This is a genomic window from Luteimonas changyuni (assembly GCF_039548395.1).
Lineage (GTDB): Bacteria > Pseudomonadota > Gammaproteobacteria > Xanthomonadales > Xanthomonadaceae > Luteimonas.
In genome coordinates this window covers 154,328-161,939 of the sequence record NZ_JBCLUZ010000005.1, presented here as the reverse complement: position 1 = coordinate 161,939, position 7,612 = coordinate 154,328, and the positions used below count along the sequence as shown (strand labels likewise).

At 68.7% G+C, this 7,612-nt stretch carries 6 protein-coding genes; 2 read left to right on the top strand and 4 right to left on the bottom strand.

The genetic code is table 11. The features are described 5' to 3' along the window. Positions 1-302: 302 nt before the first annotated feature. The 4 genes from rbfA to WCD84_RS04000 all read right to left on the bottom strand — a co-directional run bounded on the left by rbfA (position 303) and on the right by WCD84_RS04000 (position 5,464). Positions 303-665: a 30S ribosome-binding factor RbfA gene (gene rbfA / locus WCD84_RS04015; RefSeq protein ID WP_343280510.1), complete on the bottom strand. Its 363-nt coding sequence runs from the start codon at positions 663-665 to the stop codon at positions 303-305. Next, on the bottom strand, positions 665-3,232 hold the full coding sequence (infB, locus tag WCD84_RS04010) for a translation initiation factor IF-2 (protein ID WP_343255763.1): 2,568 nt from the start codon (positions 3,230-3,232) through the stop codon (positions 665-667). The genes rbfA and infB overlap by 1 nt, the downstream gene beginning before the upstream one ends. 97 nt (positions 3,233-3,329) lie before the next feature. Beyond that, positions 3,330-4,841 carry a transcription termination factor NusA gene (gene nusA, locus WCD84_RS04005; RefSeq protein WP_343280509.1) on the bottom strand — a complete coding sequence of 504 codons (1,512 nt, stop codon included), beginning with the start codon at positions 4,839-4,841 and terminating at the stop codon, positions 3,330-3,332. Between the two features lie 8 nt (positions 4,842-4,849). After that, positions 4,850-5,464 carry a ribosome maturation factor RimP gene (locus tag WCD84_RS04000; RefSeq protein WP_343280508.1) on the bottom strand — a complete coding sequence of 205 codons (615 nt, stop codon included), beginning with the start codon at positions 5,462-5,464 and terminating at the stop codon, positions 4,850-4,852. A gap of 373 nt (positions 5,465-5,837) precedes the next feature. Between WCD84_RS04000 and WCD84_RS03995 the strand changes: the two genes are divergently transcribed. Continuing rightward, positions 5,838-6,401, top strand: coding sequence for a DUF1190 domain-containing protein (locus WCD84_RS03995; RefSeq protein WP_343255761.1), 564 nt, complete (start codon positions 5,838-5,840; stop codon positions 6,399-6,401). Then, entirely contained in the window at positions 6,401-7,588 is a 1,188-nt protein-coding gene (locus tag WCD84_RS03990) for a glutathionylspermidine synthase family protein (RefSeq protein WP_343280507.1), read from the top strand. The genes WCD84_RS03995 and WCD84_RS03990 overlap by 1 nt, the downstream gene beginning before the upstream one ends. The last annotated feature ends 24 nt before the right edge of the window (positions 7,589-7,612 follow it).

Below are 7,612 nucleotides of genomic sequence, written 5' to 3'. Positions count from 1 at the left end.
CAGGGGGGATGCCCAGAGCCGGCCATGGATGGCCGGCGGCCGGAACTGGGAGCAGGATGCGCATATTCCGGCTGGGCATCCCCCCTGCCTCCACGGCGGGCAGCGCGCAACCTCCCGGACTCCCTCCCGGAACAATCCACGGCTATAGCCGCGATTGCCCGCCCCTACGCCCGACTGTGCTGCTGTCTGGCCAAATCGATCGCGGCTATAGCCGCTCCCACAGAAGCCCGGAAGCCGGAAAGCCCAGAAGCCCGGAAGCCCGGAAGCCCGGAAGCCGGAAAGCCCGGAAGCCCGGGAGCCCCTCAGTCTTCGCCGGGGGCGTCGGGCAGATCGCGCAACAGGTTGTCGATGCGCTCGCCGCGGTCCACCGAATCGTCGTAATGGAAGTGCAGCTCCGGCACGTGGCGCATCTTCACCGCGCGCGCGAGCCGGTAGCGGATCTCGGGCGCCACCGCCTTCAGGCCCTTGAGCGCCTCGGCGGCGCGCTCGGACTGCAGGGCGGTCACGAACACCTTGGCGTGTGCCATGTCGCGCGTGACCTCGACGTCGGACACACTCACCGACGGCAGCCCGTGCTCGCCCACCGCTTCGCGAACCAGGGTGCCCAGCTCCCTGCGGAGCTGGGCGGAAACGCGATCGGTGCGGTGGAAGGTCTTCTGCGACATCAGAGCGTGCGCTGCACTTCGACGCGCTCGAAGCACTCGATCTTGTCGCCCGGCTTGATGTCGTTGTAGGCCTTCACGCCGATGCCGCACTCGGTGTTGACGCGCACCTCGTCGACGTTCTCCTTGAAGCGGCGCAGCGATTCCAGCTCGCCCTCGAAGATGACGACTTCGTCGCGCAGAACGCGGATCGGCTTGTTGCGACGGACCACGCCCTCGATGACCATGCTGCCGGCGACGGCACCGAACTTGGAGCTGCGGAAGACCTCGCGGACCTCGGCGGTGCCGATGATCTCTTCACGGATTTCAACGCCAAGGATGCCGGACGCGACCTGCTTCACCTGGTCGATGACGTCATAGATGATCGAGAAGTAGCGCAGGTCCAGACCGCTGCCTTCGATCACCTTGCGTGCCGATGCGTCGGCACGGACGTTGAAGCCGATGATCGTCGCCTTGGACGTGGCGGCGGAGTTGGCATCGGACTCGGTGATGCCGCCCACGCCCGAGCGGATGATGTTCACCCGGATGTCGTCGTTGGACAGCGCCGTGAGCGCCTGGCGCAGTGCTTCCACCGAACCCTGGACGTCGGCCTTGATGACCAGCGGCAGCTCGAGCTGCTGGCCGCCGCCCATCTGCGCCATGATGTCTTCCATGCGGTTGCCCGCGGCCTGCACCAGGCGCAGTTCACGGCGCTTGGACTCGCGCTGCTGCGCGACTTCCTTGGCCAGGCGCTCGTCGTCGACGACCACGAAATCGTCGCCGGCGTCGGGCACGCCCGACAGGCCGACCACCTGCACCGGAATGGATGGACCCGCCGAAGGCACCTGGCCACCGGTTTCGTCGAACAGTGCGCGCACGCGACCGTATTCCACGCCGCAGACCAGGAAGTCACCCTTGTTGAGCAGGCCCTGCTGAACCAGCACCGTCGCCACCGGGCCGCGGCCCTTGTCGAGCGAGGACTCGATGACCGTGCCGCTGGCACGTCCTTCGCCGATCGCCTTGAGCTCCAGCACTTCGGACTGCAGGTTGATCGCATCGAGCAGGTCGTCGACGCCGTCGCCGGTCTTGGCCGACAGCTCCACCATCTGCGTGTCGCCGCCGAACTCTTCGGCCACGACGTCATGGGACAGCAGTTCGTTCTTGATCCGCGAAGGATCGGCTTCGGACTTGTCGATCTTGTTGATCGCCACGATCAGGGGCACATTCGCCGCCTTCGCGTGCTGGATCGCCTCGATCGTCTGCGGCATCACGCCGTCGTCGGCGGCCACCACCAGCACCACGAGGTCGGTGATCTTGGCGCCGCGCGCGCGCATCGACGTGAACGCGGCGTGGCCCGGGGTGTCGAGGAAGCTGATGACGCCCTTGGGCGTTTCGACGTGGTACGCGCCGATGTGCTGGGTGATGCCGCCGGCCTCGCCCGTGGCGATCTTGGTGCGGCGGATGTAGTCGAGCAGCGAGGTCTTGCCGTGGTCGACGTGGCCCATGATGGTCACGACCGGCGGACGCGGCGTCTGGTCGCCGGTGATCTCTTCGACGTGTGCGAGCAGCTCGCTCTCGGCGTCGTCGGCATCGGCACGCACGGCCTGGTGGCCGAGCTCTTCGGTGACCAGTGCCGCGGTGTCGTGGTCGATGGACTGGGTGATGGTGGCCATCACGCCCATCTTGAACAGCGCTTTGACCACGTCGCCGCCCTTCATCGCCAGCTTCTGGGCCAGATCGGCGACGGTGATGGCCTCGCCGATCGCGACCTCGCGCACGACCGGCGCGGTCGGACGGGTGAAGCCGGTACCGGTGCGCGACTGGTCGCGCTGCTGGCCACGCTGCGCGCCACGCTTGGGGCGTGCGGTGCTGCGGCGCGCCCGGTCGGCGGGCGACAGGTGCATCTGCCCGGCAAAGCGTGCGGCGGCGCCTTCCTCGTCCTCGGGGCCGGCAGCCATTGCATGCGAACCCCGGTGCTTGCCCTTGGCCGCGCTGCGATCGTCGCGCGCGGGAGCCGGCTTGGGATGGCCATGGCCGTGCGCCTTGCGCGGAGCAGCCTCTTCGGTCGCGACCGCCGCCACCGCGGCCTCGGCCTCGGTGCGCACGCGCTCGGCCTCTTCAAGCTCGCGACGCTTGGCTTCCTCGGCCTCTTCCACGCGACGGCGGTCGGCGTCGGCAAGGCGCTGCTGCTCGTCGAGGTTGCGCTGGCGCGACTCCTCGAGCTTGCGCAGGATCTCGGCGCGCTCGTCGTCCTCTCCACCGCCCGCGGCACCGCCGGCCTCGGGCTTGACCAGGGTGACCTTCTTGCGCACGACCACGTCGACGGTCGGCTTGTTGCGACCGCCGCCCACGGTGAGCGTGCTCTTGCGCTGGAGGGTGATCTTCTTGGGTGCGACCGGATCCACGGCGCCCTTCTCGGCACGGCCATGGGTGCGGCGCAGGAAGCCCAGGAGCTTCACCTTTTCGGTACTGGTCACGACCTGGTCGGGATCGTTGAACGGCATGCCCGCTTCGGACAGCTGTTCAAGCAGTTTCTCGACCGGCGTGTTCACCAGTGCGGCCAGCTTGCGGATGGTGGTTTGCTGCGACATTCGGATTCCGGTTCCTCTGGCGTCGGCACATGCCGCGCTATGGATGGATCAATTCTGGGTGCTTGCCATGCTCGGGGGCCGTGACGGCCCCGGTCTGTCAGCCTTCGCTTTCCAGGCGCGCGATCTCACCCGCGCGCGCGGCAAGCACCAGCGCTGCGGCACGCGCTTGGTCAAGGCCCTCGATGCCGAACTCCAGCACCTCGTCGACCGCGAGGTCGGACAGGTCCTCGGCGGTGCACACGCCGTTGGCGGCGAGCGCGAAGGCGATTTCGTCATCCATGCCTTCAAGCGCGAGCATGTCGTCGGCCGGAACGTTGTCACCGAGGTCCTCTTCGACCGCCAGAGCGTCGTTGAGCAGCGCATCGCGGGCACGGGCGCGAAGTTCCTCGACGATGTCCTCGTCGAAGCCCTCGACAGCCAGCAGCTCGCCGACCGGCACGTAGGCGATTTCCTCGACCGTGCTGAAACCCTCGGCCACCAGGATGCCGGCGATTTCCTCGTCGACTTCGAGCTTGTCCTGGAACAGGGCGCGCGCCGTCGACTGCTCGGCCTCCGACTTCGCGGTGACCTGGTCCTGGGTCATCACGTTGAGCTGCCAGCCCGACAGGCGGCTGGCCAGGCGCACGTTCTGGCCGCCCTTGCCGATGGCCTGGGCCAGGCGGTCCTCGGCGACCGCGAGGTCCATCGAGTGCTTGTCCTCGTCGACCACGATCGACTGCACCTCGGCCGGCGCCATGGCGTTGATCACGAACTGCGCCGGATTGTCCGACCACAGCACGATGTCGACGCGCTCGCCGTTGAGCTCGTTGGACACCGCCTGCACGCGCGAACCGCGCATGCCGATGCAGGCGCCGATCGGATCGGTGCGGGTGTCGTAGGCGACCACGGCGATCTTGGCGCGGTCGCCCGGATCACGCGCGCAGGCCTTGATCTCGACCAGGCCCTGGCCGACTTCCGGCACTTCGAGCTTGAACAGTTCGATCATGAACTCCGGCGCCGCACGGCTGATGAAGAGCTGCGGGCCGCGCGGCTCGGTGCGCACGTCGTACAGGTAGCCGCGGATGCGGTCGCCGGCGCGAACGACGTCGCGCGGGATCGCCTTGTCCTTGGGGATGAAGGCTTCGGCGTTGCCACCGAGGTCGACGAAGACGTTGCCGCGCTCGACGCGCTTGACCACGCCGGTGACCAGCTCGCCCACGCGGTCTTTCCACGCATCGACGACCTGCTGGCGCTCGGCCTCGCGCACGCGCTGCACGATCACCTGCTTGGCGGCCTGGGCGGCGATGCGGCCGAAGTCGACGTTCTCGATCTGCTCTTCGATGTAGTCGCCGATCTCGACGCCCTCGGCTTCGTCGATCGCGTCCATCATGCGGATCTGGCGGTCCGGCGACTCCATCACCACGTCATCGGCCACGACCTCCCAGCGGCGGAAGGTCTCGTAGTTGCCGTCCTTGGAATCGATGGCAACGCGGGTCAGCACGTCCTGCTCGAGGTAGCGCTTCTTGGCCGCGGTGGCCAGGGCCGCTTCGAGGGCTTCGAGGATCACCGACTCCGGCACGCCCTTCTCATGGGCGACCGCATCGACGACCAGCAACAGTTCCTTGCTCATCTTCTCTATTACTCCGCACGGGACGGCTTCGACGCCGCCGGCTTGTTGTTGGTTGTTTGTTTGCCGCCAGGCTTGCTCTTGCCCTTGCCAGGGCGCGCATCGCGCCCGGAGGCGTCCTTCGCAGGCCCGTAGCCAAGCGCCACCCAGTCGGGCACCAGGCGCGCCTTGTCGATGTTGTCGGCGGCGACCGCGAACGGCCGGCCGTCGAGCTCGAACGTGACCGTGTCGCCCTCCACCGCGGCAATCCGCCCCAGCAGCCTGCGGCGGCCGTCCTGCGGCAGCTTCAGGCTGACCTTGGCCTGTTCGCCGAGGAAGCGTTCGAAGTGCGCCGGGGTGAACAGCATCCGGTCGACGCCGGGCGACGACACCTCGAGCGTGTAGTTGCTGCTGATCGGATCCTCGACGTCGAGCTGGGCGGAGACCTCGCGGCTGACCGCCTCGCAGTCCTCGATGCCGACACCCTGGCCATCAGCGGCCGGATCGGCGCCGGGACGGTCGATGTACAGGCGCAGCATCGCGCCGCCGCCGGGCGACGGCAGGTACTCCACGCCCAGCAGCTCCAGGCCGAGGGCGGCAACGGTCGGCGAAAGGAGATTCGCGATGTCGGTCGACTTGTCGGCCACGATGCCTCCTCTGTCCTGGTCCATTGCCTGCCGCGCCGGGCGCAAAAAATAAAAAAGGGCCCGGCGGGCCCCTTGTCCGATACTGCTGGATCCGGTGCCGGCGCGCCTCGTTGCGCACCGCGCGAGCCCGATTCCCGCAATCGAAAAAAGCCTCCTGGGAGGCTCTCCGTCGACCGCGAAAAGCTTGCAGCGGTGCCGGACCGGCGCCGATGGCGCCTGCGATGGTCCTGCAGGTTCCGCTGAGCCGCTGGAGTATATGCCCAGGCCCGGCGTATCGCAAGCCGGGAGTGCCCGCCCCGGTGCCGCGCTGCGGGGCCCGGCCGGGCGCTCATCGGTTAACCTTGCCGCAGTCCCCGCAACAGGTACAGGCTTGATGAAACGCTCCAGAAAGACCGCCCTCGTGCTGATGGGCTCGGCACCGCTGCTCCTGGTCGCCTGCGCGCAGCAGCCCGAGGTGCAGACGTCGGAAGGCCTGTTCACGTCGGTCGAAGCCTGCGCCACCGAAACCATGAACCCGTCGATGTGTCGCCAGGCCTTCGACCAGGCACAGTCACAGGCCGACGCCGTGGCACCGCGCTATGCCTCGACCGCCGAGTGCGAGGCCGAGTTCGGGGAAGGCCAGTGTGCGACCCGGCAGCAGGCCGGCGGCGGCAGCTTCGTCGGCCCGATGATGGCCGGCTTCTTCCTGTCGCAGATGATGAACACCCGCGGCGGTGCCATGGCGCCCGCGCCGGGCGCCGGCCCGGCGGCGGCAACGGCCGGCGCCACGCGCGCCGCACCCGCCTTCCTCTCCAACCAGTCGGGCTGGCTGCGCCCGCAGGCCGGGCCCGGCGGCGCCACCGCGCTGGCCCGCAGCAGCCTGCAGCCCGACCGCGCGCCGACCGTGCGCCGCGGCGGCTTCGGCCGCGCAGGCGCCGGCCGCAGCGCCGGCGGCTGATGCGCCGCGTTCCGATCGAGGCGCGCCCGGACTGGCGGCGGCGCGCCGAAGACTGCGGTTTCGCCTTCCACACCATCGACGGCGACGCCTACTGGGACGAGAGCGTGTACTACGCCTTCACCCTGCAACAGGTCGAGGACGACATCGAGGATCCCACCGCCGAGCTGCATGCGATGGCGATGGACCTGGCCGGTGAAGCCGCCGGGAGCCAGGAACTGATGGAGCGGCTCGCGATCCCCGCGCACGCGCAGGACCAGGTCGCCGAAAGCTGGCGGCGGCGCGATCCGCACCTCTACGGCAGGATCGACCTCGCCTACGACGGCCGAGGGCCTGCAAAGCTGTACGAGTTCAACTACGACACTCCGACATCGCTGTTCGAAGCCGCGTTCTTCCAGTGGGACTGGCTGGAGCGCCAGCGCGAGACCGGCGCCCTCGCCCCCGGTGCCGACCAGTTCAACGCGATCCACGAAGCGCTGGTCGCGCGCTTCATCGAGATCGGCAGCCGCCTTCCGCTGCCGCTGTACTTCGCCGCATCGCAGGGCAGCCCCGAGGACCAGGGCACCGTCGATTACCTGCGCGACTGCGCCGCCCAGGCCGGCATCGAATCCGGCTCGGTGGCAATGGAAGACATCGGCCTTTCCGCCGACGGGCGCTTCACCGCTGGCGACGACGTGCTGATCGCCAGCCTGTTCAAGCTGTATCCACTCGAAGACCTGTTCGCCGACGAGTTCGCGCAGGCCCTGCCAGGCTCCGGCCTCCGGCTGCTGGAGCCGGCGTGGAAGCTGCTGCTCAGCAACAAGGGCGCGCTGCCGCTGCTGTGGGACCGCCATCGTGGCCATCCCAACCTGCTGCCGGCGGAGTTCGACGACGGCGGCGCGCTGCCGCCGGGCTGGGTTCGCAAGCCGCTGTTCTCGCGCGAGGGCGCGAACATCGAGATGCACTTCGCCGACGGCCGCACCCTGCAGCAGCCCGGACCCTACGGTGGTCCCTCGATCCGCCAGGCGCTGCATCCACTGCCCGAACACGGCGCTGCGTATCCGCTGATCGGCAGCTGGGTGGTTGGCGACCTTGCCTGCGGCATGGGCATCCGCGAAGACGATTCACCGATCACGCGCGACAGCGCGCGCTTCGTCCCCCATGCGATCGTCGGCGAAGGTCGCGGACAGCGGATGGTGCTGGAAGCCTGAGACGCACAGCGCGAAACAAGGGGC

Coding starts and splice junctions, on each gene's coding strand:
- nusA (WP_343280509.1), bottom strand. CDS start 4,841: ATGAGCAAGGAACTGTTGCTGGTCGTCGATGCGGTCGCCCATGAGAAG.
- rbfA (WP_343280510.1), bottom strand. CDS start 665: ATGTCGCAGAAGACCTTCCACCGCACCGATCGCGTTTCCGCCCAGCTC.
- WCD84_RS03990 (WP_343280507.1), top strand. CDS start 6,401: ATGCGCCGCGTTCCGATCGAGGCGCGCCCGGACTGGCGGCGGCGCGCC.
- infB (WP_343255763.1), bottom strand. CDS start 3,232: ATGTCGCAGCAAACCACCATCCGCAAGCTGGCCGCACTGGTGAACACG.
- WCD84_RS03995 (WP_343255761.1), top strand. CDS start 5,838: ATGAAACGCTCCAGAAAGACCGCCCTCGTGCTGATGGGCTCGGCACCG.